Origin of the sequence: Streptomyces sp. NPDC051662, from assembly GCF_040681655.1 — a bacterium.
Taxonomy (GTDB): domain Bacteria; phylum Actinomycetota; class Actinomycetes; order Streptomycetales; family Streptomycetaceae; genus Streptomyces.
In genome coordinates, this window is sequence record NZ_JBFAZD010000013.1 from 50,853 (window position 1) to 74,495 (window position 23,643).

25 protein-coding genes are annotated in these 23,643 nt (G+C 70.9%); 7 read left to right on the forward strand and 18 right to left on the reverse strand.

All coding sequences use genetic code 11. From position 1 onward, the window contains the following. Window positions 1–94 precede the first annotated feature (94 nt). The 5 genes from fabG (at window position 95) to AB0M67_RS22405 (ending at window position 4,831) form a co-directional block, all read left to right on the forward strand. Entirely contained in the window at window positions 95–856 is a 762-nt protein-coding gene (gene fabG / locus AB0M67_RS22385) for a 3-oxoacyl-ACP reductase FabG (protein WP_365747953.1), read from the forward strand. Window positions 857–912: 56 nt separating this feature from the next. Further along, the gene (locus AB0M67_RS22390) at window positions 913–1,662 is read left to right on the forward strand and encodes an SDR family oxidoreductase (RefSeq protein ID WP_365748252.1); all 750 of its coding nucleotides are present in this window, start codon (window positions 913–915) and stop codon (window positions 1,660–1,662) included. A gap of 121 nt (window positions 1,663–1,783) precedes the next feature. After that, a complete protein-coding gene (locus AB0M67_RS22395) occupies window positions 1,784–3,364 on the forward strand; it encodes an ABC transporter substrate-binding protein (RefSeq protein WP_365748254.1) in 1,581 nt (526 codons plus the stop codon). A 97-nt stretch (window positions 3,365–3,461) separates the two neighbouring features. Then, the gene (locus AB0M67_RS22400; RefSeq protein ID WP_365747955.1) at window positions 3,462–4,154 is read left to right on the forward strand and encodes a uracil-DNA glycosylase; all 693 of its coding nucleotides are present in this window, start codon (window positions 3,462–3,464) and stop codon (window positions 4,152–4,154) included. 128 nt (window positions 4,155–4,282) lie between these two features. Beyond that, window positions 4,283–4,831, forward strand: a complete 549-nt coding sequence (locus AB0M67_RS22405; protein ID WP_365747957.1) for a hypothetical protein — start codon at window positions 4,283–4,285, stop codon at window positions 4,829–4,831. A 111-nt stretch (window positions 4,832–4,942) separates the two neighbouring features. On the opposite strand, the gene AB0M67_RS22410 is transcribed toward AB0M67_RS22405, so the two are convergent. The 3 genes from AB0M67_RS22410 to AB0M67_RS22420 form a co-directional block, all read right to left on the reverse strand. Continuing rightward, window positions 4,943–5,392: a hypothetical protein gene (locus AB0M67_RS22410; RefSeq protein ID WP_365747959.1), complete on the reverse strand. Its 450-nt coding sequence runs from the start codon at window positions 5,390–5,392 to the stop codon at window positions 4,943–4,945. Between the two features lie 188 nt (window positions 5,393–5,580). Continuing rightward, the gene (locus AB0M67_RS22415; RefSeq protein WP_365747961.1) at window positions 5,581–6,123 is read right to left on the reverse strand and encodes a DinB family protein; all 543 of its coding nucleotides are present in this window, start codon (window positions 6,121–6,123) and stop codon (window positions 5,581–5,583) included. A gap of 42 nt (window positions 6,124–6,165) precedes the next feature. After that, on the reverse strand, window positions 6,166–6,777 hold the full coding sequence (locus AB0M67_RS22420; protein WP_365747963.1) for a TetR/AcrR family transcriptional regulator: 612 nt from the start codon (window positions 6,775–6,777) through the stop codon (window positions 6,166–6,168). A gap of 117 nt (window positions 6,778–6,894) precedes the next feature. Here AB0M67_RS22420 and AB0M67_RS22425 point away from each other — a divergent pair, with 117 nt between their 5' ends. Further along, entirely contained in the window at window positions 6,895–8,133 is a 1,239-nt protein-coding gene (locus AB0M67_RS22425) for an FAD-dependent monooxygenase (protein ID WP_365747965.1), read from the forward strand. Window positions 8,134–8,214: 81 nt separating this feature from the next. Then, the gene (locus AB0M67_RS22430) at window positions 8,215–9,123 is read left to right on the forward strand and encodes a Gfo/Idh/MocA family oxidoreductase (protein WP_365747967.1); all 909 of its coding nucleotides are present in this window, start codon (window positions 8,215–8,217) and stop codon (window positions 9,121–9,123) included. Here AB0M67_RS22430 and lnt read toward each other — a convergent pair. The 15 genes from lnt to AB0M67_RS22505 form a co-directional block, all read right to left on the reverse strand. Beyond that, window positions 9,044–10,621, reverse strand: coding sequence for an apolipoprotein N-acyltransferase (gene lnt / locus AB0M67_RS22435; RefSeq protein WP_365747969.1), 1,578 nt, complete (start codon window positions 10,619–10,621; stop codon window positions 9,044–9,046). The genes AB0M67_RS22430 and lnt overlap by 80 nt on opposite strands. Before the next feature lie 93 nt (window positions 10,622–10,714). Further along, window positions 10,715–11,209, reverse strand: a complete 495-nt coding sequence (locus tag AB0M67_RS22440; protein WP_365747971.1) for a nuclear transport factor 2 family protein — start codon at window positions 11,207–11,209, stop codon at window positions 10,715–10,717. Between the two features lie 81 nt (window positions 11,210–11,290). Next, window positions 11,291–12,499 (reverse strand): zinc ribbon domain-containing protein, encoded by a 1,209-nt coding sequence (locus tag AB0M67_RS22445; RefSeq protein ID WP_365747973.1) that lies wholly within the window; start codon window positions 12,497–12,499, stop codon window positions 11,291–11,293. Then, a complete protein-coding gene (locus AB0M67_RS22450; protein ID WP_365747974.1) occupies window positions 12,496–13,071 on the reverse strand; it encodes a phage tail protein in 576 nt (191 codons plus the stop codon). Before AB0M67_RS22450 ends, AB0M67_RS22445 begins: the two co-directional genes overlap by 4 nt. Window positions 13,072–13,074: 3 nt before the next feature. Then, a complete protein-coding gene (locus tag AB0M67_RS22455) occupies window positions 13,075–15,027 on the reverse strand; it encodes a putative baseplate assembly protein (RefSeq protein ID WP_365747976.1) in 1,953 nt (650 codons plus the stop codon). Then, the gene (locus AB0M67_RS22460) at window positions 15,024–15,434 is read right to left on the reverse strand and encodes a GPW/gp25 family protein (RefSeq protein ID WP_365747978.1); all 411 of its coding nucleotides are present in this window, start codon (window positions 15,432–15,434) and stop codon (window positions 15,024–15,026) included. The genes AB0M67_RS22455 and AB0M67_RS22460 overlap by 4 nt, the downstream gene beginning before the upstream one ends. 5 nt (window positions 15,435–15,439) lie before the next feature. Further along, complete coding sequence (locus tag AB0M67_RS22465) at window positions 15,440–15,721, reverse strand: PAAR domain-containing protein (protein ID WP_365747980.1); 282 nt, start codon at window positions 15,719–15,721, stop codon at window positions 15,440–15,442. Between the two features lie 70 nt (window positions 15,722–15,791). Continuing rightward, window positions 15,792–17,714, reverse strand: coding sequence for a VgrG-related protein (locus AB0M67_RS22470; RefSeq protein WP_365747982.1), 1,923 nt, complete (start codon window positions 17,712–17,714; stop codon window positions 15,792–15,794). A gap of 6 nt (window positions 17,715–17,720) precedes the next feature. Then, the gene (locus AB0M67_RS22475) at window positions 17,721–18,524 is read right to left on the reverse strand and encodes a LysM peptidoglycan-binding domain-containing protein (protein WP_365747983.1); all 804 of its coding nucleotides are present in this window, start codon (window positions 18,522–18,524) and stop codon (window positions 17,721–17,723) included. A gap of 5 nt (window positions 18,525–18,529) precedes the next feature. After that, on the reverse strand, window positions 18,530–18,967 hold the full coding sequence (locus tag AB0M67_RS22480; RefSeq protein ID WP_030353089.1) for a phage tail protein: 438 nt from the start codon (window positions 18,965–18,967) through the stop codon (window positions 18,530–18,532). A 33-nt stretch (window positions 18,968–19,000) separates the two neighbouring features. Then, the gene (locus tag AB0M67_RS22485) at window positions 19,001–19,558 is read right to left on the reverse strand and encodes a hypothetical protein (RefSeq protein WP_365747985.1); all 558 of its coding nucleotides are present in this window, start codon (window positions 19,556–19,558) and stop codon (window positions 19,001–19,003) included. Window positions 19,559–20,900: 1,342 nt separating this feature from the next. Then, window positions 20,901–21,047, reverse strand: coding sequence for a DUF6760 family protein (locus AB0M67_RS22490; RefSeq protein ID WP_365747987.1), 147 nt, complete (start codon window positions 21,045–21,047; stop codon window positions 20,901–20,903). Beyond that, window positions 21,044–21,541 (reverse strand): hypothetical protein, encoded by a 498-nt coding sequence (locus AB0M67_RS22495; protein WP_365747989.1) that lies wholly within the window; start codon window positions 21,539–21,541, stop codon window positions 21,044–21,046. The genes AB0M67_RS22490 and AB0M67_RS22495 overlap by 4 nt, the downstream gene beginning before the upstream one ends. Beyond that, window positions 21,541–21,984, reverse strand: coding sequence for a phage tail protein (locus tag AB0M67_RS22500; RefSeq protein WP_365747991.1), 444 nt, complete (start codon window positions 21,982–21,984; stop codon window positions 21,541–21,543). Before AB0M67_RS22500 ends, AB0M67_RS22495 begins: the two co-directional genes overlap by 1 nt. Window positions 21,985–22,086: 102 nt before the next feature. Further along, window positions 22,087–23,619 carry a phage tail sheath subtilisin-like domain-containing protein gene (locus AB0M67_RS22505; protein ID WP_365747992.1) on the reverse strand — a complete coding sequence of 511 codons (1,533 nt, stop codon included), beginning with the start codon at window positions 23,617–23,619 and terminating at the stop codon, window positions 22,087–22,089. Between the last annotated feature and the right edge of the window lie 24 nt (window positions 23,620–23,643).

The window sequence follows — 23,643 nt, forward strand, 5'->3', positions numbered from 1 at the left end:
TGGCTTCTAGCGTCTCTCTGCTGGACCTACTAAGCGGTTGCTCAGTGGTCTTGGTGATCAGGAGTCGCAGGAGCCTAGGGCGAGGAGAACAGGGATGTCCACCACCGAGCAGCGCGTAGCCGTCGTGACCGGGGCGGCGCGTGGCATTGGCGCCGCCACCGCCGTACGGCTGGCGGCGGAGGGCCGCGCCGTCGCCGTACTCGACCTCGACGAGGCGGCGTGCGCGGACACCGTCGGGAAGATCACCTCGGCCGGCGGCACGGCACTCGCCGTCGGCTGTGATGTCTCCGACAGCGCGCGGGTGGAGACCGCTGTCGCGCGGGTCGCCGCCGAGCTGGGGGCGCCGACGATCCTGGTCAACAACGCGGGTGTGCTGCGGGACAATCTGCTCTTCAAGATGACCGAGTCCGACTGGGACACGGTGGTGAACGTGCATCTCAAGGGCGCGTTCCTGATGGCCAAGGCCTGCCAGAAGTACATGGTGGACGCCGGGTTCGGCCGTATCGTCAGCCTCTCCTCCAGCTCCGCGCTGGGCAACCGCGGCCAGGCCAACTACGCGGCGGTCAAGGCCGGTCTCCAGGGCTTCACCAAGACCCTCGCCAAGGAACTCGGCAAGTTCGGCATCACCGCCAACGCGGTGGCGCCCGGCTTCGTCGTCACCGAGATGACCGCGCAGACCGCCGCCCGGATCGGCATGGACTTCGAGGAGTTCCAGGCCGCGGCGGCGAGCCAGATCCCGGTGCAGCGCGTCGGCAGGCCGGAGGACATCGCGAACGCCATCGCCTTCTTCGCGGGCGAGGAGGCCGGCTTTGTCTCCGGCCAGGTCATGTACGTCGCCGGCGGACCGCTCAACTGAGGCCGGGGGCAACGGACATGACGGAGCGGACGCGGCAGCCGGAGTCCGAGCGGCAGATGCCGGACAGCGGGAAGGTCGCCCTGATCACGGGCGCGAGCCGGGGCATCGGATACGGAGTGGCCGAGGCGTTCGTCGCCCGCGGCGACCGGGTGTGCATCACCGGCCGGGGCGAGGACGCGCTCAAGGAGGCCGTGGAGAGGCTCGGTTCCGACCGGGTGATCGCTGTGCCCGGCAAGGCGCACGACGAGCGGCACCAGGCGGCGGCCGTCGAACGTGTCATGGAGGTGTTCGGCAGGGTCGACTTCCTGGTCAACAACGCGGGGACGAACCCCGTCTTCGGCCCGATGGCCGAGCTGGACCTGAATGTGGCCCGCAAGGTGTACGAGACCAATGTCATCTCGGCGCTCGGCTTCGCCCAGCAGACCTGGCGGGCCTGGCAGAAGGAGAACGGCGGCGCGATCGTGAACATCGCGTCGATCGCCGGGGTCTCGGCGTCCCCCTTCATCGGCGCGTACGGCATGAGCAAGGCGGCGATGGTCAATCTGACCCTTCAGCTGGCGCACGAGTTCGCGCCGGCGGTACGGGTCAACGCCATCGCGCCCGCCGTGGTCAAGACCAAGTTCGCGCAGGCGCTGTACGAGGGCAGGGAGGCGGAGGCCGCGGCATCCTACCCGATGGGACGGCTCGGGGTGCCCGAGGACATCGGCGGCGCCGCCGCGTTTCTCACCTCGGACCAGTCCGACTGGATCACCGGCCAGACGCTGGTCGTCGACGGGGGCATCTTCCTCAACGCCGGGGTGGGGTGACGATTCCCGGCCCCAACCTCCCCAAAAGCCCCACCGGATCAGCGTATTGATCCGGTGGGCGCCGCGATAGGGTCTGCCGATCCATGGCTGAACAAGGAGCGTGAACGTGTTCAACGTGAACGTGTTCAACCGGACAGCTCGGCGGGCCGCCATCACTCTGGTGGCCATGTCCCTGCTCGCGGGATGCGGTCTGTTCTCGGACAATGACGCGGAAGCCGAACGAACGATAACCGTCGGCACGACGAGTGAGCCGAGCACCCTCGATCCGGCGGCGTCCTGGGACAACTCCTGGGAGATGTTCCGCAATGTCTTCCAGACCCTGGTGAGCTTCCCGGCCGGCAGCTCGTCCCCGCGACCCGATGCCGCGCGGGAATGCCGGTTCACGGACACCGCCAACCGGGTGTTCCGGTGCGAGCTGCGTGACGGTCTGCAGTTCTCCAACGGCCATCCGCTCGACGCGGCGGCCGTCAAGCACTCCTTCGACCGGATCCGCGAGATCAATGTGCCGGGCGGCCCCGCCGGTCTGCTGGCATCGCTCCACACGGTGGAGACGAGCGGGGACGACACCGTCGTCTTCCGGCTGCGGAAGCCGGACGCGACCTTCCCCTTCATCCTCGCCACACCCGCCATGTCCCTGGTCGCCCCGGCCGAGTATCCGCCGGACAGGCTGCGCCGGGACGGCGGGATCACCGGCTCGGGGCCGTACGTACTCGCCTCGTACACCAGCGGGGACAGGGCGGAGCTGACCCGGAACAAGGACTACCGCGGATTCGCGAAGCACCGGAACAACGCCGTCACCATCCGGTACTTCAAGGACTCCGGCACGGTCTTCCGCGCCCTGCAGAAGAAGGACATCGACGTCATCTACCGGGGTCTCACCTCGGAGCAGGTCGTCGAACTCGAACGCAAGGGGGCGCGGAACAAGGATCTCCAACTGGTCCAGGCGGTCGGCGCCGATATCCGCTATCTGGTGTTCAACCCCGCCGATCCGGCGGCCGGGAAGCTCACGGTACGCAGGGCGGTGGCCCAGCTCGTGGACCGCGACGCGCTCGTGGCCAAGGTCTACCGGGGCACGGCCGAGCCGCTGTACTCGATGGTCCCCCGGGGCATCTTCGCGCACACCACCGGCTTCTTCGACCAGTACGGCGAGCCCGATGTGCACGAGGCGAGGGCGATCCTCAACGGCGCGGGCATCACGGAGCCCGTGCCCCTCACGCTCTGGTACACCACGGACCGCTACGGGTCCGGGACGGCCGCGGAGTTCACCGAGCTGAAGCGCCAGCTCGAAGCGTCGGGACTGTTCAGGATCACCCTCCGGAGCAAGCCGTGGAAGCAGTTCCAGGCGGGCTACCAGAAGGGGGAGTTCCCCGTATTCGGCCGCGGCTGGTTCCCCGACTTCCCGGACCCGGACAACTTCATCGCGCCCTTCGTCGGCACGGACAACGCGCTGAGTACCCCGTACGAGAGTCCGGAGATCACCCGGAAGCTGCTGCCCCAGTCCCGGCGGGTGAGCGACCGCGCCGCGGTGAACGAGCAGTTCGAACGCGCCCAGGAGATCCTCGTCGATGACGTACGGCTCCTTCCGCTGTGGCAGGGCAGGCTGTACGTGGCGTCGACCGACGACATCGGCGGCGGCGAGCGGGCGCTCGATCCGCAGACCGTCATGCAGATGTGGGAGCTGAGCCGGAAGGCCGGCTGGTAGCCGCCGATGCCGCTGTCACCGGCTACGAGAGACCGTTGTCAGTGGTCCCCGGTAGGTTCAGTCACGCACAAGTGATCGCTTACCGGAGGTTGTTGACGTGACCGACACCGACATGCTGCCCGAGTCCTGGCGCGGCGTCCTCGGCGATGAGCTGCAGAAGCCCTATTTCAAGGAGCTGACCGAGTTCGTCGAGGAGGAGCGGGCCAAGGGGCCGGTCTATCCGCCGCGCGAGGAGGTCTTCGCCGCGCTCGACGCCACTCCGTACGACAAGGTGAAGGTCCTGATCCTGGGCCAGGATCCCTACCACGGCGAGGGTCAGGGGCACGGCCTGTGCTTCTCCGTGCGGCCCGGTGTCAGGACCCCTCCCTCCCTGCGGAACATCTACAAGGAGATGAAGGAGGAGCTGGGCCACCCGGTACCGGACAACGGCTATCTGATGCCATGGGCCGAGCAGGGGGTGCTGCTGCTCAACGCGGTGCTGACGGTCCGCGCGGGTGAGGCCAACTCCCACAAGGGCAAGGGCTGGGAGAAGGTGACGGACGCGGTGATCCGCGCCGTGGCCGAGCGGCCCGATCCGGCGGTCTTCGTCCTGTGGGGCGCCTACGCGCAGAAGAAGCTGCCGCTGATCGACACGGAGCGGCATGTGGTGGTGAAGGGCGCGCACCCCTCGCCGCTCTCCGCGAAGAAGTTCTTCGGCTCGCGGCCCTTCACCCAGATCAATGAGGCGGTCGCCGCGCAGGGGCACGCTCCCATCGACTGGCGCATTCCGGACCTCGCCGACCGCGGCTGATCCGCCGGACCGGCCGACAGGCTCGGGTTGTCCGCCCGAGCCTGAAGGCCATTGTCCGTCATGCCGGATAGCGTTCTGTTCGTCGGATTTTCTGGACGGCCTGTGGACGGCATACGGAGGCGGCGGTAGTGAGGGAGCGGCAGGAGGCGTCGGAGGACGCCGTCATGACCAGGATCGGGCAGGCGGTCATGCTTCTCCACGGCGGCGACCGCGAGGAGGCGCGCAACCGGTTCGGCGAGCTCTGGGGGGAGCTGGGGGAAGCGGGGGACGCGTTTCACCGCTGCGCCCTGGCGCACTATATGGCCGATACGCAGGACGACCCGGGTGATGAACTGGCCTGGGATCTACGGGCGCTGACGGCGGCGGACGGGCTGAGGGAGGAGTCGGCGGCCGATGACCGGGCGGGCGGCGGCCGGGGGGCCGGCGACGGCGCGGGCGATGAGCGGCTGGCGGAGGCCCGGGCGGGCGTACCCGGGACCTCTTCGGTGGTACGGGCCTTCTACCCGTCGCTCCATCTCAATCTCGCCGCCGACTATGTGAAGCTCCAGCGGCCTGAGGCGGCGCGGCTCCATCTGGACCGGGCGCGTGAGGCGGCGGTCGCCCTGGGGGACGAGGGGGATGTGAACGGGGTCCGGGCGGGGATCGAGCGGCTGGAGCGGCTGCTGCGCGGGCGGTGAGGGACAGAGTGGGGGGTGGGGAGGGGCTGGGGGGCTGCGGGCCGAGGGACGGGGGCGAGGGACTGCGGGGTCGAGGGGCTGCGGGGCCGAGGGACGGGGGGCCGAGGGGCGTCAATCGCCGTAGGTGTCACGGCAGATACGGGCCTGGGGGCTGTCCTTCGGCCACTGGCCGTAACGCTCGCCCAGCGCGCAGACATCGGTGACGACCGGTGCGGGCGAGGGCGCCGTATGCCGCTGTTCCTCGGGGTGGTCCTGGGGCCGCCGCTCCGGCCGGGACATGACCGGGGGCCGCGTGGAGCCGCTCGTCCGGTCCGGGGCGGGCCGGTCCCAGGCCGGCGGACGGGCTCCGGCGGAGGAGGGCGGCGCCGCCTTCGGGGCCGACGGGGGCACGACCGCTTCCAGCGCCTCCCTGGCCGGGGCCTCGATGATCAGCGGCTCGGGCGCCCCCGGGGGCTGGATACCGCTGCTCGTTCCCGGACGCGGCGAGGGACCGGGCGAGGGGTGCGGTTCCACGGCCACACATCCGGAGACGGCGGTGACCGCCATCCCCATCAGGATCATCGCCGCGCTTCTCGTTCGGTTGGTTCGGTGCACTCGGGCAACTCTGCTGGTTAGGGGCGCTGTTGGGGAGCGTAAGAGTGCGGATTGGCCCGGACGGGTGAACGCCGGGCCCGCGCGCCGCCTGCCCGGTCGGGTCGGCCGGCCGGCCCCTCGGTCCGTCGATTCTGCCGGTCCGTGGGCCCGTCGAGTCAGTCGCCCGTCAAGCCGTCGATCCGCTCACGGAGGAGATCGGCATGGCCGTTGTGCCGGGCGTACTCCTCGATCAGATGGGTGTAGATCCAGCGGAGGGTGTACGGATCGCCGGTATGCCGGCTGGGCTGTCCGGTGCCGAGTTCGTCGAGGGAGTGCCGCGCGGCCAGTTCGCGGGCGTGGGCGATCTCGGCGCGCCAGGTGGTGGACGCCTCCTCCCAGGTGTCGGCCTCGCCCGGGTGGAAGTCGCCGTCCGGGTCGGCGTCGGTGCAGTAGAGCGCCGCGCTCCGCTCGTCGGTCAGCCGGTTACGGAACCAGTCGCTCTCCACCTCGGCCATATGCCGTACCAGACCGAGCAGGGACAGCTCGGAGGGCGGAACGGACGCCTCCTTGAGCTGTTTCTCGTCCAGGCCGGAACATTTCAGGGCCAGGGTCTCGCGGTGGTAGTCGAGCCAGCCCTCCAGCATCTCGCGCTCGCCGGCGAGGGTGGAGGGTTCGGTGCGCCGCGGTGTGGCCTCGGGCGTGGCCTCGGTGGATGTCATGGCGGACATACTCATGGATGAGCCGCCGAGGTGGCGAGTGGTTTAGGTGGCGGGCGGTCCGTCCGGGGTTCCCAGCATTCCCCGCAGCAGTTCGGTGAACCCCAGGCGCAGCGCCTCCAGGGAGGGCACGGCGTCGTGGTACGAGCCCGCCGCGCAGGAGAACATCAGCCCCTCGCACCAGGCCACCAGCGACAGCGCGTGCCGCTCGGGGGCGGTGGAGCCCGCCGCGGTCATCATCGCGACCAGTGGTTCGCGGAACCGCCGTCCCGTCTCGTCGTAGTAGGCCCGTAGCTCCGGTCGGCGGGTGGCCTCAAGCGCCAGTTCGTAACGGGAGACGAGCAGTTCGGGGTGGCCGGTCAGATAGCGGTGCAGCGCGAGCGCCAGCGCGTCGACGGGGGTGCCCCGGCCGCCCGTACCGACCGGCATCTCGTCCGGGGTGAGCACCCGCGCCTCGCGCTCGGCCTGTCGCCGTACCGCCGCCTCAAGCAGCGCCTGCCGGGTGCGCGCGTGGTTGGAGGTGGAGCCCTGCGGGAGCCCGGCCAGTTCGTCCACGGCCCGGTGGGTCAGCCCACGCATACCGCGCTCGGCGAGCAGGGCGAGGGCGGTGTCGGCGATCAGTTCGGCGCGGGAGGACCCGGTGGTGCGTGCGGCCATGGCATCAATCTATCTCGCCAACTACACCTGTAGTACGGTGAGGGGAAGGGCTCACTACAGCTGTAGTTCGAGTCGCGGTCCGCCGTGTGGTGAGTGATCCGAGGAGAGTGAGACGTCATGGACCAGCCCCGTGCCCTCGTCATCGGCGGTGGGATCGGCGGACTGACCGCGGCCGTGGCCCTGCGTCAGCGGGGGTGGGCGGTCACCGTGCTGGAACGCGCGCCGGAGCTGACCCCGGTCGGCGCCGGCCTCGCCCTAGCGCCCAACGCGCAGCGCGCGCTGGATGTCATCGGGCTCGGCGACCGGGTCCGTGCCCTCTCCGCCTGGCAGGGCGACGGCGGGCTGCGCGCCCCCGGTGGCCGCTGGCTCTCCCGTACGAGCGGTGAGGCCGTGGCCGACCGCTTCGGCGGCCCCCTCGTGCTGGTCCATCGGGCCACCCTCGTCTCGCTCCTGGCCTCCGCCCTGCCCGAAGGTGTGGTGCGCACCGGTACGGCCGCCGCGCTCGCCGATCCGGGCGGTGAGCGCGGTCCGGCCGTCGTCAGCACGCCGGACGGCGAGCTGGAGGCCGAACTCGTCGTGGCCGCCGACGGCATACGCTCCGCCGTACGCCGGACGCTGTTCCCGGGCCATCCGGGCCCGCGCTACACGGGATTGACCACCTGGCGCGTCGTCGTCCCGGCCCCCGAGCGATCGTTCGCGCCGCACGAGACCTGGGGCCGGGGGCGGTTGTGGGGCACCCAGCCGCTCAAGGACGGCCGTGTCTACGCGTACGCCATGGCCACGGCGCCCGAGGGCGCTCACGCGCCCGACGACGAGCGGGCGGAGCTGCGCCGGCTCTTCGGCGACTGGCACGATCCGGTGCCGGGGATCATCGAGGCCGCCGACCCCGGGCAGGTGCTGCGGAACGACGTCCATGAGATGGCCGTACCGCTGCCCGCGTACCACCGGGGCCGGGTCGCCCTGCTCGGTGACGCCGCGCACGCGATGCAGCCCACGCTGGGCCAGGGCGGCAACCAGGCCATCGAGGACGCCATCGTCCTCGCGCACCACGCCGGAGTGGACGGAGCTGGTCGGCCCGCCGCCGAGTTCGCCGCGGGACTCCCGTCCCACGACCCCGCCGCCGGACTCGCCTCCTACTCCGCCGACCGGCTGCCGCGTACCACCGCGATCGTCCGCCAGGCCACCAGAACGGGCCGGATGACCGCCGTCAGCAATCCGGTCGCCGTCGCCGTACGCGACGCGCTGATCGTCGCCGTGTCGCGCCTCGGGCCGGGGATCGTCCTGCGGGGCTTCGCCGGGATCGCCGACTGGCGGCCTCCGGGGCGCACGTATGCTTCCGGGACACCGCGTCAGTAATGCGGACAGACATGCGAACCCGCGTGTCAATCGCGCGTAAAGGCGCGTGGCGGCGCGTAAGGACAGGCTGGGGAGGCCCTTGTGAAGGTCGGCTGCATCGGGCTCGGCGACATCGCGCGGAAGGCGTATCTGCCGGTGCTCACCACACTGCCCGGGGTCGAGCTGCATCTGCAGACCCGTACGCCCGCCACCTTGTCGCGTACCGCCGAGGTCCACCACATCCCGGCGGACCGGTGCCACACGGATCTCGACTCACTGCTCGCCCAGGGACTCGACGCCGCGTTCGTGCACGCCCCGACCCCCGTGCACGCCGAGATCGTGACCCGGCTCCTGGCGGCGGGCGTACCGACCTTTGTCGACAAACCGATCGCGTACGAACTCGCGGACTCCGAGCGGATCGTGCGGCTCGCGGAGGAGCGGGGCGTGAGCCTCGCCGTCGGCTTCAACCGCCGGTTCGCGCCCGGGTACGCGCAGTGCCTGGAACATCCGCGCGAGCTGATCCTCCTCCAGAAGAACCGGGTGGGTCTCCCCGAGGACCCGCGCACCTTCGTCCTCGACGACTTCATCCATGTCGTGGACACGCTGCGCTTCCTGCTTCCAGGACCGGTCGAACACACCGACGTACGGGCGCGGATCCGGCAGGGACTGCTGCACCATGTCGTCCTCCAGCTCTCCGGCGACGGCTTCACCGCGATCGGCGTGATGAACCGGCTGAGCGGCTCCACCGAGGAGATTCTCGAAGTGTCGGGGCAGGACACCAAGCGGGCCGTCCACGATCTCGCGACGATCATCGACCACAAGGGGCAGCCGAGTGTCCGGCGGCGCGGCGACTGGGTCCCGGTGGCCCGTCAGCGCGGTATCGAGCAGTGCGTGCTGGCGTTCCTCGACACCGTACGGGCCGGAAAGACCCTCAGCGCGCGGGATGCGTTGCTGACTCATGAGCTGTGCGAGCGGGTGGTACGAGAGGCGCTGGACCAGTCCGCCGCCTGAGCGAGCGCGCGCCCTCCACCGCGAAGAACGCCGCCAGAACGGCCAGCGCGCCATGGACCGCCCAGTCGCCGAACCGCGCGTAGAGGGTCGTGCCCCGGGCCAGCGGGAGGTCGAAGACCGTGGCGGCCGAACGGTCGACACCGATCGCGCCGCCCACCCGTTCGCCCTCGGGGCCGAACACCGCACTGACGCCCGTGAGCGTGGCGTGGACCATCGCCCTGCCGGTCTCCGCGGCCCGCAGCGCCGCCAGTGAGGCATGCTGCTCAGGCGCCCAACTGCCCTGGAACGACGAGGTCGAGGACTGCGCCACCAGCAGCTGCGCGCCGTCCCTGACCAACCGCCTGCTCATATCGGGGAACGCCGACTCGAAGCAGATCAGCGGACCGAACCGCAGCCCGCCCCTGCCCTCGCCCGGCAGCACCATCACCGACTGGCGGGTGCCGCGCACACGGTCCTCACCGGCCGCCTTGCCCATCGAGGTCACCCAGCCCAGCGCGGCACGGGCCGGTATGTACTCGCCGAACGGCACCAGCCGCATCTTGTCGTACACATCGCCGGTCGGACCGTTCGGCCCCACCAGCACAGCGCGCTTGAATATGCCCGCCCGGCCCGTCGGGTCCGTACTGCGCGCATCGACGTTGACCAGGATCTGCGCGCCCACCGTGCGGGACAGTACGGCGATCCGCGCCGCGAGATCGGGCCGTGCCGCCAGATCGGCGCCGACGCTGCTCTCGCCCCACACCACCAGATCGAGATCCTGTCCGGCCAGCGTGCGGGTCAGTTCCTCGCCGCGCGCGAACCGGCGTTCCACGGCGCCCGTGCCGGACACCACGCCCGGCTGGACCACCGCGATCCGCGCCAGGCCCGACCGCTCGGGCCCCGGCGCCCACCACCCCACCGATCCCACCATGACGGCGCACACCACGATGCCGAGAGCCGCCGCCCCGCGCGCCCGGGGCACCGAGACCAGCAGGGTCAGCGCGGTGTTCACCGCGACCACCAGCAGACTCACCAGCCACACCCCACCCACCGAGGCCAGCCGCAGCGCGGGTGGGACCTCCCACTGGCTGGCGCCGAGCAGACCCCATGGCCCGCCAAGTCCCTCCCAGGACCTGACCAGTTCGATCATCAGCCAGCCCGAGGGGAGCACGGCCAGCGCGACGGCGGCACGGCCCGTGGACGGCGCCCCGCCGAGCACGGCGCGCACCAGCCACCCCCACGGCGCCCACAGCAGACCCAGCAGCGCCGCGAGCACCACGATGAACACATGAAGGCTCGGTATCAGCCAGTGGTGCACGGCGACGATGAAGCCGAGACCGCCGAGCCAGCCCTCCAGCGCCGCGCGGCGGCCCGTGGGCGCGGACCGTATGAGCAGCGTCCAGGGCACCAGCGCCACATACGCCAGCCACCACAGGGATGGCGAGGGGAAGGCGAGGGCCGGGAGCGCGCCGGCGGCCACGGCTGACGCGCCGCGCCACCACGGCGATGCCGTTCGCATACCGCGCCTCCTCTACCGTTCAGCAGTCCCTTCCCCCGATCGAGGGAACCGAAGCGGATACGGAGCAGCCGCGTCCGGCGCGTACCCCGCAGGTCAGCCGTCGACGGCGGGGACCACGGGGACGACAGGGACCGCGGACACGGCGGACGCGGAGGCACGGCGCCACTTCTCGTGGGCCTCGACCGTACGCAGCCGCCAGCCCTCCTCGCCGCGCAGCAGCCCGAACGTGAACCCGCCGCCGCTCATCAGGTCCTCGCCCGACTCGTGCCGCAGCGGGCAGAGATAGTCGGCTCGCAGCTCGGCGCGGTCGCCCGGATAGCCTCCGAGGTCCTGGATGCGCAGCCGCCGGTTGACGATCAGATGCTGACGGACGGTGAACGGCCGCAGCGTGCCGGCCAGCCAGTCGGCGACCTCGGCCGCGGACCCCTCGATACCGCCCGCCGCGGTGTAGTCGGCGCGGCCGTCCGGGGTGAACAGGGCGCGGAACCCCGGCCAGTCGGCGTCGTCCATGGTCACGGCGTAGTCGGTGATCACCTCATCGATCGACAGACGGTTCATCACGGTCGCGAGATCCACACGCTGTGTCATCGGTTCAGTCTCCGTCAGCGACAGGCCCAGGCCAAGGGCCAAGGGTGGTCGGATCGACATCCGGACACCAGCGTGGCCCATTCAGCGCCGTCCGAAGAACTCGATCTCGGCGACGGCGGGTCTGCGGCCGGGTCCGTTGCCATGGACATCGTCGATCGCGAGCCGCACCCGGACGACGTCCGAGCCGCGTATGTCGAAGGTCTGCTGGCCGGGCTGGTCCTTGAGCGTGATCCTCTTCTCGGTGACCTCGTCGGACGCGGAACGCAATGTCACGGTCAGCGCGGCGGGCCTGGCCTGCGCGAGGAACTCGTCCGCCTTGGCCGACCGGCCCGCGAAGACGACCAGTTTGAGCAGCCGTACCGGCTCCTCGAAGTCGGCCTCCAGATACTCGCCGAGCCCGGGTCCGGCCTCGGCGGGGACCCAGAAGCGGTTGGTGTAGGTGTCGAACGCGTCCCTGGGCGGGTGGTCCGACAGCGCGCTGGAGCCGCGGACCCGGATCGGGCGCAGCTCCTCGGGCGTGCCGGTGCTGTCCTTCGTGAAGTCGAACGCCTCGGAGAGGTGCGGACGTGCGAACCAGACGGCGGCGGCCAGGATGACGAGGGTGAGCGGAATGGCCAGGCTGGGCCGGCGCCACAGGCGACGCTTGGGACGCGTGCCCGCGGTCGGCAGGGCGCGCCGACGGCGGCGGGTGAGGATCCGGCGCCACCACGGCTGCGGCGGTTCGGGCGGTGGTCCCGGATCCAGCAGCAGACCGCAGCGCAGACAGAGGGTGCGGTCGGGAGCGTTCTCCGTACGGCAGTTGGGGCAGCGGACGGGGGGTCCGTGGTCCGGGCGCGGTACGGCGTCGGGGTCCGGCCGGCCGGCCGGTTCGTCGAGTTCCTCCCCGGGGCCGGGTACGGGGGAGTCGAGCCGGTCGCCGGGGCGCCGGGGGCCCGCGGTGACCGGCTCCGGGGCGGGCTCTCGTACGGGCTCTCGTACGGGCTCCCGGGCGGGTTCTGGGGCGGGTTCCGGCGCGGGCTCTCGTACGGGCTCCGGGGCGGGAGGGTCAGCGGGTGTGGGGGCAGGCGGTGTTGTGGGCGTAGACGTGGGTGTGGGTGTGGGTGTGGGCGTAGACGTGGGCGCGGGTGGCGGTGTGGGCGTTCGTGGCGACGATCCGGAATCCCCGGTACCGGTCCCCGTGCCGGTCCCGGCACCTGACCGCTCCGGATCGCCCCACTCCAGGAACGTCTCGCAGGACGCGCAGAACGCCGTGCCCGGCGCGTTGCGGTGCCCGCACTCGGGGCAGGTCATGGCCGCTCCCCGGGACCGCCGGACGGCGCCTCGGCCGACGGCAGGATCTCCACCTCGTACCCGATGTGCGCGGGGATCTCTCCCTCGATCAGCTCCTCCAGACCGACCCGGTCCACCGCGCCCGGCTCGGGCACCCGTAGCCGTACGGCCACCCAGGGGCGCTCCTCGCCCGGCAGTGCCGTGTGGGGGGTCGACGACCAGCCCGCGCCGCCGCTCTCGGTGATCTCCGGCTCCACACCGGTGCGCCGCCGGATCGCCTCCGCCAGCCCACCGCGCGTCCCCCGGCGGCTGTGCCTGGCCACCGCCTCCGTCACCGCCGTCCGGCGCTCACCGACCGGCGCGTCGCCGTGCGGCTCGGCGGCGACCCACCGTGCCACCCAGTCGAGGAAGTCCTCGGGCGCGCTGCGCGGATCCAGATGCGCGGGCAGATTGTCGAGGGTCAGCTGGATCGGGGCGAGCACCTCGTCCAGCGCGGAGAGGAAGCGCCTCAGGAAGTCCTGCTCCAGATAGAGCGCGGGCAGCAGCTCGACCAGCGGATGCGGCGAGGGCAGCCCGGCGACGGTTCCGCGCATCGCTCAGACCTCCCGTATCCGCAGCTGGTGTTCGTACGAGAAGGCCAGCGCGTGCCGGTCGAGCGTGATCCGCGTCGTCGCCTCCCCGCGCTGCCCGGTCATCGGGTCCGCCGGGAAGAGCCGTACGTCCTCCACCAGATCCACCTCCGGCACCCGCTGGAGCACCGCGAACGCCTCACCGGACTGGATGGGCCGTCCGAACGGCCAGCCCTGTCCGTCAGGGCCGCCGGTCAGCGGGTTGAAGTAGCCGTAGAGCGCGGTGAGCGCGGCCTCGCGCAGCCGCTCGGGTACGGCGCCCCGGCGCGCCTGCACCGAAGCGACGACGGTGACGCCCTGGTAGAACGGCGGCTCCACCATCAGCCGGGCCCCGATCGGACGCCGCTCGTCCAGATGCCCGCGGATCTGTGCCATCGTGTCCGGCGGCGGGATCAGCTCGTCGAAGCTGATCCGGCCCTGTTCGTCACTGCGCCCGGCCGGTACGACCAGCAGTCGCACCCCGCCCGCGTCCGCGTCCCGGCCCGCCGGTACGCAGTACACCCGCGCCGCGTCCGGGGCCACCTCGCGGGCCAGTAGTTCGTAGTCGTGCGGTACGACGGCGCGGTGCAGCGTCCGCAGCGTCATCGGCCCGCGCACCCGGGCGCTCTCCACCGTCTCGCCGTCGACCCCGCCCAGCGCGGGCCGCCGGTTCTCCACCCGCGCCACGAACGGCAGGGAGCCGCGCAGGACACGCAGCGCGCCCCTGGCGACATTGCCCCGTCTGCCCCCGCCCGTGCGGTAGCCGCGCACCCGGACCGCGCTGCCCTTGCGCGGGACCGCGCCGTAATACCGCAGGCCGCCGTCCTGCTCCCGTACGGCGGGACCGAAGTCCACCCGGCCGGAGTTGGGGTCCAGGGTGATGTGCCGGTCGTCGGGTCCCGAGTGGGCGAAGTCGTCGACCCGCGTCCAGTCGGCCCAGCCGGACCCCTCGTCCGGATCCGCCACCTCGACGACGAAGTCCCCCGGTACGACGGGCGGTCTCGCGAGCAGGAAACTCTGTCCGGGAACGCCCTCGGCGGCACCGAGCACCTCGTCACGTACCGTCTCGGCGTGCGCGGCCTCGACCGTCGCCCCGATCGTGAAAGCGGTGATCCGCCGGACGGTCGGCGGTGCCACATAGCCGGGCTGGCCCGGCTCGGACTCCAGCAGCCGGCAGCGCAGCCAGCCCGCGGTGCGCCGTACGACCGCCGAGGCGCTGTGGGTGCGCGGCAGATGCAGAATCAGCTCGCCCGACTTGTTGAAGCCGCCGGTATCGTCCTTCTCGATCTCGCAGGCCCGCCACTCCGTACCGTCCCATGCCTCCCAGCGCAGCGGCGCGCGCCGCGGATCGACACCCACGCCCTCGACCCGGCAGTCGAGACGCAGCACGACCACCCCCGCGGGCACCGCGGCGGAGAGGCCCACATAGAGCGCGTCTCCGGGGGTGGGGGTACGGCCGAAGCAGGGCACCTCGCGGCCGAGCGCCAACTCCTCCGACCGCTCCACCGCTTCGCCGTCCGCCGATCGGGTGGCCAGATACGCGAACGCGCAGGGAACGATGGACAGTGGCCGGCTCGTGGTGAAGACCACCGCCTCCTCGGTCTCGGTACGGACCGTGGCGACCTCGGTGCCCGCCCTGACCCGTACCGGCTCGGGCTGCGGCGCCGAGAGCCGGAACGTCACCTCGGTACGGGCCGCCGTCGGCGGATAGAGCCGTACCCCGATGAGATCGAGGAAGGTCAGATAGTTCTTCTCCGGCACCCGGTTCAGCCGGTAGACGAGCTGGTCGACCATCGTGGCGAAGGCCTCGATCAGGGTCACCCCGGGGTCGGAGACATTGTGGTCGGTCCACTCGGGACAGCGCTGCTGCACCAGCCGCTTGGCCTCGTCCACCAGGCCCTGGAAACGGCGGTCGTCCAGATCGGGGCTGGGAAGCGTCACGCGCCGTCCTCCTCGTGCTGGGGGATCACATAGAACGGGAATACGAGATTCCGGGGGTCGTTGGAGCCGCGCACCGTGTAGCCGATATCGATATAGAGGACTCCGTTGTCCGCCTCGTCGAACCGGACCGTCACCTCGGCCACCTCGATCCGGGGCTCCCACCGCTCCAGCGCGAGACGCACCTCGTACGCGAGCTGCCCCGCCGTACCCGCGTCCGCCGGGGCGAACACATAGTCGTTGACGGCGCAGCCGAACTCCGGCCGCATCGGGCGCTCGCCCGGCGAGGTCGCGAGGATCAGCCGGATCGACTCCTCCAGCGCGCGTTCGCCACTCACGAGCGCGATGGAGCCGGTGGCGTCCGTGCGCGGCGGGAAGGCCCAGCCCGCGCCGATGAACTGCTCTCCCATGGCGCTCAGCCCCCGATCAGCACGGTCGGGCAGCCGGTCACGACGGGTGAGCCACAGCCCGCCCGGTCACCGGCCCGGGCGGCCGGTCTGCCGCCGATCAGTACGGTGGAGCTGCCGGGGCCGGCGATCGCGGACGGCGGGTGTACGGCGGGCGGCGGGACGGCGCACTGGTGCGGGGTGCCGACGGTGGCGGCGGGCCTGCCGCCGATCAGCACCGACGGTACGCCCGGCGGGCCGACCGTACCGGGGTGGCCGGTGGGGTCGCCGACGCGTGCGGCTGCCGACATCTCCGTGTGCTCCTCTCGTCCGCTGGGTTGCTTGCCTCAGGTGGCTCGCTTGCCTCAGGTGGCTCGTCCGCTAGTTGATCTTGACCAGTGGTGCGTTGATGGAGCAGGTGCCGCCGCCCTTGATCTCGGTCCGCGAGGTTCCGTCGACCGAAACCTGACTGCCCGTCATATCGACTGTTCCGCTGGTGGCCAGCCGGAGCCGACCGGTCCCGCCGTCCACCTGAACGCCGCTGCGGGCCGTCAACTTCACCGAATCACCGGCGAGTTCGAGCGCGCCCTGCCCGGCGTCCAGTGCCACGCCGCTGCCCGCTCTGATCGAGACCTGTTGCCGGGCCTCGATCTCCACGCTGCCGTCGCTGTTGACGACGATGGTGGTGCCTCTGCGGTCGAGGTCGATCCTCAACTTGCCGTCGCCGGTGACCAGTCGTACGCCCTGCGGGCCGTTCGCGGCGTCCAGCAGCTCCAGTTGATTGCCGCCCCTGGAGGCGAAGGCGCGCCGGTTGACCGCGCCGCTGGTGGGGTCGATCAGCTCGCCGCCGCCGGAGCCCCCGGCGCCCTCCCCGCCACCGCCGTCGCTTCCGCCGCTGCCCTGGGAGGGCTTGTCCTGACCGTTGTAGAGACCGGCCAGTACATACGGCCGGTCCAGATGGCCCTGCTCGAACCCGACCAGCACCTCGTCCCCCACCTCGGGGATGAACGCCTCCCCGCCGCCCGTACCACCGGACTGCGCCGTACGCGCCCAGTCGCTCGCGTACTCGTCCGACAGCCACGGGAAGCGGACCTTCACCCGCCCCATCCCCTGCGGGTCCTGAGTGTCCGTCACCGTTCCATTGACCAGCCCCGAGCAGCGGCCGGCCGCGCCCGCACCGGCGCCGCCACCGCCCGAGCCCGCGCCGCCGCCGGTCAGACCGAACAGCGAGCGCTCCTGCTGCCCCGAGACGGTGATCCAGGTCTCGTAGCCGCGTACGGGGTCGAAGACATGCCGCGAGGAGGTGACCGTATAGCGCCCCTCGAAGGGCGCGCCCACGGCGTTGAGGGCCACGGCGCTGCCCGCCCGCACCCGTGGATTGCCCCTGATCACCGCCTCCAGCTCGGCGAAGGATCCGGCGATCCGCTCCGCCAGCGCCTTCGCCGCCTGGTCCACCTGCGCCTGCGTTCCGTACGAGGCGTCCGTGACGACGAAACTCGCCTCACCGAAGGGCGCCGACACCTCGGCCGCCGTCACCCCGAGGGCCAGCGTCGACGTACTCCCCGCCGGTGCCCGGCCCACCAGCGGCTGTTTGGCCGCCACGTCCCAGCCGCGCACCTCCACCTCGGAGACCTGCTCGGCCGACGACACCCCGGCCCGGCAGCGGATCAGATTGCTCCCCATCTCCAGTACCAGCGGGTTCTGTTCGGCCCGCGCGGAGCTGTCCGGCGCGCCACTGGCCTCGGCGGGCCTGGTGATATGCAGCCGGCCGTCCGTGACATACGCCTGGGCGCCCGCCTCCTCCGCGAGCCCGCGTACGAACTCCCAGTCGCTGATGTTGGGTTGGGCCACATGCTCCAGCACCGGCCCGGCGACATCGATCGTCCCGGGGCGCAGCCCGGCCCGCTGCGCCACCTGCGCGCAGATATCGGCGAGCGTCATGTTCTGATACCCGGCGACACGGCGGCCCCGGAACAGCCGGTGCGACTCGTCGAGCCCGCGCACCACCGTGAACGTGCCGGTGTCATCGATCTCGACCTCCAGGGCCGTCACCACACCGGTCAGCAGCGGTGTGGCGGAGGGGCCCCCGCCCGCGTGCGCCAGCAGCCGGGCCTCACCACCGATCTTGAGGCCCGTCCGTTCCAGCAGCACCCGGCCCGGATCGCGGAAACGCAGGACGAAGAGGTCCGGCAGCGTGCGGCTGTCGTCCACGTACCCCTCGACCAGTGTGTTGGCGAGGGCCGGTGGCAGTGGACTGCCACCGAACTCGATCACCAGCGCCTTGGCGACACTCTGCTGGGCCATCCGCCCTCACCCCCGCCCCGGCAGTTCCCGCGCGCGTTCGGATTCGCGCAGCCGGTCCAGCTCGTCGAGTGCGGGCAGCAGCAGCTCCTGGCCGCTGGTCAGCCGCATCGGGTCGTCGATCCCGTTCGCCTCGGCGATGACCCGCCACGCGCCCGGATCTCCGTACTCGCGGTGGGCGAGACCCGGCAGCGAATCCCCGGCGCGCACCCGGTGCACCCGCCGCGCCGCCAGCGCACCCGAGGTCGGGTTCTGCCCCGGTGTCTCTCCGCTGATCTCCTCCATCGTCACCTGGCAGAGCGCCCTGATGGGTACGCCGGAGGTCGTGAAGAGGGTGTACTTCGCCTGCACTTGGCTCACATAGCCGGGAAAGCCCGTGAGCCCGCCCCAGTGGAAGACCACCCATGGCGGTGAGGAACGCTGCTGCTGACGGGTCTCGTCGGTCGGCACACAGCAGGCGAAGAGCTTCTCCACCGAGGTCACCACACTGCTGTCCTGGGTGTCGCTGGCGTCGAAGAACATCTCCACCGTGAGCTTGCTCGGCTGCGGCCCCTGATACTCAGGCGGCCCGGAACTCTTCGCGCCCTTGGCCGGGGTGCGCTTCCAGGACGCCGCCTTCGTCAGGCTCAACTCCTTGGGATTGAACTGGAAGTCGATACGGCCGCACGGCCCGCCGGGGGTCAGACTGCCACCGGGCGGCGGTGTACGCAGCTCCAGATAGGCGTGCTCCAGCTTGGGCCTCGCCGAACCGGGCGCCCGGGAGGCGGCCGTACCGGAGCTGCCCGCGGCACTGAAGGCGATGGGCCCGCTCATCGTGCTCAGCCCTCCATCACATAGCCGTGATGGGCGATCTCGATCGTCTCGATCGCGACCTTGGGGGACTCGGGGGTGAAGGAGGGGCCGGTCCAGCGCACCGGTACGACCTCCAGCAGCCCCCACTGGGCGACCTTGCGGCCGTCGCCCGTCCTGGCCTCGATATGCGCGGTCTTACGACTGAAACCGGTCGTCATACTGGCGAACCACTTGGCGACCTTCTCCGTCTCCCGGGTCAGCGGGCGGGACAGCTTGACGTTCGAGTACTTGAGGCGGGTGGGCAACTGCCAGACGTGGCCGTTGTTGCCGCCCTCCTCGCGCGCTTCGAGCACCACTTCGCAGCCGAGACCGTCACAGGTGTTGAACGAGCCGAGTTCGATGCCGTCGATGGTGACGACGAAGCAGACGCTGACGGCCGGATCGTCGTTGTCGGTCGGGGCCATGGCACGTACCTCTCCACGCTGGTGTTGATCAGGTCAATGCCTGGTGTTGATCAGGAAGCCGGCGCGTTCGCGCTCCAGGCGCAGGTCCGCCTTGAGGAGTCTGCTCAGGGGCGCGTACAGCGCTCGTACGAGTTCATCGGTGACGGGTGGGGTGCCTGTGCCCGTGCTCGTGCCCGTAGCCGTGCCTGTGCCTGTGCCTGTGCGTGCGTCTTGGGTGTCAGGGAAGCCGAGTGGGGCGGACTCGGGGTCTTCGGGCACTTCCGGGGCGGTGGCGTCCGGGAACGCGGGGGCGTCGGCGCTCGGTTCCGGGTCCGGGGCGGTGGCCGACGGGAAGACGGGGTCCGGCGCGGGCGGGGGATCGGGGAAGGGTGCGGGGGCCGGGGGCTCGCTGATCGCGGTCGCACGCTGGATCGTCCGCGTACCGCCGAAGACCACGCTGCCGTCGGCCATCCGCTGGGCCACACCCGCGGCGACGGCCGCGGAACCGGCGTCCTGGAACGTGGCGGCGGGGCGCCCGGGATCACTTGTCGCGGTGTCTCGGGATGTGGCTTCTCCGGCCAGGGATTCTCCGGCCAGGGCGGCTCGGGACATTGCGGCTCGGGGCACGGCCGCTTGGGCTACGGCTGCACGGCTCACCGGCAACGGACCTGCTGAGGAGGAGCGTTGGAGCGATGTCGGCCGCGCGTCTCCAGGGGGCGCCCACCGGACCGGCACGGCCGGCGGCTCCGGGGCCCTGCCGGTGCCGGTGGGTGCGGGGGCGTCCGGCCCGGTGGCGAAGAGGGGGACCGCCCGCTGTGCGAGGAGCGGAGCCACCGGACCGGACGCCGGTTCTGTCGGCCGGGGGAGTACGGGAGGACCACTCAAGCGCTGGAGCGGGACGGGTGCGGGTATTACCGCGTCTGTCGGCGACGCGGTGAGTGGTTGATCCGTCCCGGACTCCGGCGCGTACGCGGTGTGTTGTGGTGTGAGGGAAGGCGCTTCGCCGAGCAGCGGCCCGATCGGTTCTCCCGTATCCGGCGGAGACGCGTGTGGTGTGGCCGGTGCGGTCGGCTCGGTTACCGGGCCGGAGGTGCGAGCGGCGATCGCCCGTTGTGCTGTCGGGGGCAGACCGGCCAGTGGCGCCCCCAGGCCCGGCATGCGCGGTCGGGGCGGCTGCGGCGGCTGCGGTGTTTCCGACGTTTCCGGCGCCTCCGACGTTTCCGGCGGGACGCGCGGGGGCGGAGCGGCATGAGACCGCTGAACGGCTTGAGGGGCGGGACCAGTTGGTGACGTACCGAAGGTGGGGACGCCGGGCAAGGCCGGTTCCATCGGCCGCTCACCGATCAGCTGACGTACGGGGAGTGCGGCGGGCGAGGCGTCGGCGGTGATCATCTCCCCCGGGGAATGGCTCCGTTGCAGTGGAACCGATCGCGGAACTGATCCCGGAACTGATCCCGGAACTGATCCCGGAACTGCTGGGGGAGCCGCTTGGGGCTGTATCTGCGCGTGCCCCGACGCCCCCGGCCAGGCGGCGACCACGTCGCCTTCCGCCCGTCGCGTCTGCTCGCTCCCGGCCTTCCCGCCCTCGGCCTGTCGGCTCACCGTTGTTGTCGTCGGACCGGTGGAGGCGACGAGTCCGTGCACCAGCCCGGAGGGCGCCTGGGGACTGACCAGATGGCCCAGCGGCGTACTGAGCGAGGTGTTCTGCCAGGTGCCGAGCGATCCCCGGAAGCCGTCCGGGTCCGTGACCAGGCCGGGCGTCGTCAACGTACGCTGGACAGGGGGGAGTTCGCGCCAGCCGGCCGCCGTCGGACGACCCCTCTCGGCCGGTACGTCGGCGTCCGCCGCGGTCCTACCGGCGTCCGCCGCGGGCCGGTCCCCACGCAGCCAGGACAGCAGTCCCATGGTGTCTTGTCCCTCCCTCGCGTTTCCGGTCCCCGCTGGACGCTTCCTGTTACTCCTGGCCGGTGAGCCGGGCGATCTGTGCGATATATCGGCGCCGTTCGGGATGCTCCAGATCGAGCAGTTCGTCGCGTGGCCAGTGGAAGTGATAGGCGAGGTACGCGACCTCCTCGTACAGCAGGTCGGCCGCGTACGTCACGATTCCCCCGGGCGACCACCTCCGGCGAGGTCCACGGCGAAGTTCGACTGGCAGGACGGGCAGGTCACGGCGGCGCGGGTATGACCCTCGGCGTTGATCCGGCGGTAGAAGTCCTGGAGGAAGGCGAGGTCCGAGGCGAACAGGTCCTCGATGACGCCCGGATGGATGTCATCGACGGTGCCGATCCGGCTGACCACGCGGGCGATCAGGACCACCGACAGATAGGCGGCGTTCTCCCGTACGCGGTCGTCCCGGAGCGGGATCAACTCGTCGCGGGCGGTGGCCAGCCGCATCACGCCATCGCGGTGGACGGTGCCGGCGTCGTCCACGTACCCGCGCGGCAGTTCGAAGGGGAACTCGGTCCGTAGCGTCTCGCGGGACTCGCGGGACTCGCGGGAGTCCTGGGAGTCCCGGCCAACGCGGGGCTCCCGTGCGGGAACACGTTCCTCGTCGCTCGCCCCACCGCGCGCGGAGGCTGACAGCACCCGCCGCATCAGTCGACTTCCATGCTCTCGTAGGTGATCGACAGCTTCTCCGTGAGCACGGAGGTGTCGCCCGCCTTCAGCGTGCCGATCTCCAGGGACTTCGGCCAGGCGTTGATCAGCTTGTAGCGCTTGATCGCGATGCCCTCGTAGTCGTAGACGATGATCGCCCCGTTGCGCCGGGCGTCCGACATCCGGCCGAACCGCGAGTCCTTGACCCACTGCTCGAAACTGTTGTCCTCGGTGAGTCCACGGCTGACGGTGACCTCACCCGCTTTGGGCCGTCCCGGAAGCTTTTTGATGGCGTATTTGCCGTCGGCGGTGTTCTGCTTCAGCTCGATGACATCCTGCTCCATCTTCAGACCCGTCACCTCGGTGATCTGCTTGATGACGACACTGTCGAATTCCAGACCGAAGGAATGTCCGACGGAACTGTCGAGATCGGGAAGTGGCACTACCAGCCTCCTCTGCGCTAATGGTCAGTTCGTCGACCGTCGGTGATCGATCGGCGAAGGTCATTTCTCGACGGTCATTCCGCGGCGGTCGTTCCTCAGCGGTCATTCATCGACGGCGCCGGTGCCACCGGTCAGCTGGGACAGCCGGAACACCACGAACTCCGCCGGCTTCACCGGTGCCACCCCGATCTCGCAGATGACCTGCCCCGCGTCGATGCTCTCGGGCGGGTTCGTCTCGCGGTCGCACTTGACGTAGAACGCCTCCTCGGGAGTCAGCCCGAACAGCGCGCCCCTGCGCCACTCATTGACCAGGAACGCCGATACCGTACGGCGGATACGGGCCCACAGCGCATCATCGTTCGGCTCGAACACCACCCACTGTGTTCCGGTCAGAATCGACTCCTCCAGGTAATTGAAGAGTCGGCGCACATTCAGGTAATGCCAGTCGTGGTCCGACGCCAGCGTTCGCGCGCCCCAGACGCGGATACCGCGACCGGGGAAGGCCCGGATGCAGTTCAGACCGATCGGATTGAGCAGATCGTGTTCGCCCTTGGTCAACTGCGTCTGCAAGGAGACCGCTCCGCGTACGACCTCGTTCGCGGGGGCCTTGTGCACCCCACGTGAGGCGTCGTTCCGGGCCCATACACCGGCGATGTGCCCGCTCGGCGGTACGAAGGTATTGCGGCCGGTCGCCGGGTCGAACACCTTGATCCATGGGTAGTAGAGCGTCGCGAACCTGGAATCGAAGCCTGTCGTCTCCGTCCGCCAGCCCCTGATCTGCTGTGGGCTCAGGGCGGGGGGCGTGTCCAGGATCGCGATGCGGTCACCCATCAGCTCGCAGTGGCTGATCAGGGCCTGCTGCACCGAGATGACCGACTCCTCGTCCAGTACTCCGCGCTCGAAGGCGCTCATCAGGTCCGGTACGGCGACCATGGTGACCTCGTCGATGGCCTCCAGCCCGCCGAGGCCGGTGCGCTGGTCCGGGTCTCCCACGTACTCGTCCGCGGACAGCGGCCCGGTCGCGGTCCCCGCGTCGTCCGCCGGCCGGAGTGTCACGGTCTGCGCCTCGGGTCTGCCCGGCGCGGGCCCGCGCCCCGGCTCGCGTACCTCGATCAGCTGAGACCGGGCCTTCACCTGCGAGGCGACATTGTCCTTGCTGCGCTTGGACGACACCGCGGGGTAGGTCTCCACGACCTTGCCGTCCCGGGCCACCACCAGACTGAACACGTCCTGCGGCGGATCCTCGCCCTCGGGATCGGCCACGGTCACAGTGATCTCACCGGTCACACCGGGCAACGCCTGTACGGTGTACGGCCCGAGGCGCGCCTCCGCGCCGGAAGTGAGCTCCCCGGCCGGACCGCTGCCCGCCTCGCCTCCGCCGATTCGAATCACGTAACAGGTGCCGCCGCCATTGGCGAAGAAGCCGTATACGGACGAGGCGAGATAGGTGCCCTCGACGAATTCGCCGAACTGGCATACGAACTGGGACCAGTTGGTGATCAGCGTCGGTTCGTTGAACGGCCCCCGCTGGGCGAAGCCGACAAAGGCGGCGACGGACGTGCCCACGCCCTCGATGGGGCGCGAGCCGGACTGGACCTCTTCGACGTACACGCCCGGGGACAGATACGACGGCATTGCGACTCTCCTTGACCGGGAACG